The organism is Pseudomonas parasichuanensis (assembly GCF_021601385.1).
GTDB classification, from domain to species: domain Bacteria; phylum Pseudomonadota; class Gammaproteobacteria; order Pseudomonadales; family Pseudomonadaceae; genus Aquipseudomonas; species Aquipseudomonas parasichuanensis.
Genome location: NZ_BQHO01000074.1, coordinates 1 through 1,250, shown reverse-complemented (window position 1 = coordinate 1,250; position 1,250 = coordinate 1). Strand labels below are relative to the sequence as shown.

2 protein-coding genes are annotated in these 1,250 nt (G+C 55.4%); both read right to left on the bottom strand.

Going from position 1 to position 1,250, the window contains the following annotated elements:
- Positions 1–36: 36 nt before the first annotated feature.
- Entirely contained in the window at positions 37–879 is an 843-nt protein-coding gene (locus L6D77_RS27000) for an IS3 family transposase (RefSeq protein WP_236170225.1), read from the bottom strand.
- Positions 879–1,238 carry a transposase gene (locus tag L6D77_RS26995; protein WP_236170224.1) on the bottom strand — a complete coding sequence of 120 codons (360 nt, stop codon included), beginning with the start codon at positions 1,236–1,238 and terminating at the stop codon, positions 879–881. The genes L6D77_RS27000 and L6D77_RS26995 overlap by 1 nt, the downstream gene beginning before the upstream one ends.
- Between the last annotated feature and the right edge of the window lie 12 nt (positions 1,239–1,250).

The window sequence follows — 1,250 nt, the reverse complement described above, 5'->3', positions numbered from 1 at the left end:
TGATCTGGTCAAGTAATTTTGGACACCGATTAAGGTTTATGCCGCCGCTTTGAGCTTTGCCTCCATGGCTACCGGCGTTTCATAGCCGTTGTAGCTATGGAGCCGCTTGAGGTTGTAGCGCATCAGATAGGCCTGGATGTCCACTCGCGCGTGCGCTTCGGTCTCGTAACCCTCTGTCGGCATCCACTCTGATTTCAATGCGCCGAAGAAGCGCTCCATAGCGGCGTTATCCCAGCATTGGCCTCGATGGCTCATGCTCTGGTTCAAGTTGTACTCATCGAGTGCAGCCCTGAATTTGTGGCTGGTGTACTGGCAGCCCTGATCTGAATGAAACATGACACCCTCCGGCCTACCCCGTGACTCGGCGGCCATGCGCAGGGCGTTACAAGCTAAATTGGCATCTGCAATCATCGAGAACGCCCAACCCACTACTCGGCGGGCATACAGATCAATCACGGCGGCCAGGTACAGCCAGCGCCTCCCGACCTGGATGTAAGTGACATCGCCACACCAAACCTCATTGATCGTCGAAACCTTGAAATTGCGCTTCAGCTGGTTCTCGGCAATCAATGCTTCTGCCCCCGAAGATCGATAGCGGTGCGGCCTGCGCTGCTTGCACTTCAGGCCAGCTTCGCGCATTAACGCACGCACCTTGTATCGCCCAATTTCATGGCCTTCACGCCGCAATTCCTGCACCAGCGTTCGCGAGCCAGAGGCATTTCGCGATTCGTTGAAGTGCTTGATTACCCGCAGGCGCAGAGCATCTCTGTCTGGGTTTTCAAGCCCTTGCCGTTTGCGCCATGCGTAGAAACTACTGCGCTTGACCCCAAGCACGCGGCAGCAGTCGATAACAGGGTATTGCTCACTCAGCTCGTTGATCAGCGAGAACGATCTTTGGAGTCCCGAAGCAGAAGAGCACTGGCCTTTTTTAAGATTTCGATATCCCGATCCTTTTGCCGAACCAGCGCTTCGAGTTCTTCAATTCGTTGCTGCTCAGGCGTGATCGCTTTGGCTCCAGCCGGAACCTTGCCGGCTCGCTCTTCGCGCACTTGCTCAACCCAACGACGAAGGGCCGTAGGCCCCAGCCCAAGGGCTGCACAGACTTCCGGAACTGACTGGCCTCCGTCCAGCACCATCTCGGCAGCTTGGACTTTGTATTCTCTTGAGTAAGATTTACGCACTGATTTTGCCTCCAATTGGGCGCCATCATAGCGCCCGAAGAAGGTGTCCAAAATCATTAGGCCAGTTCA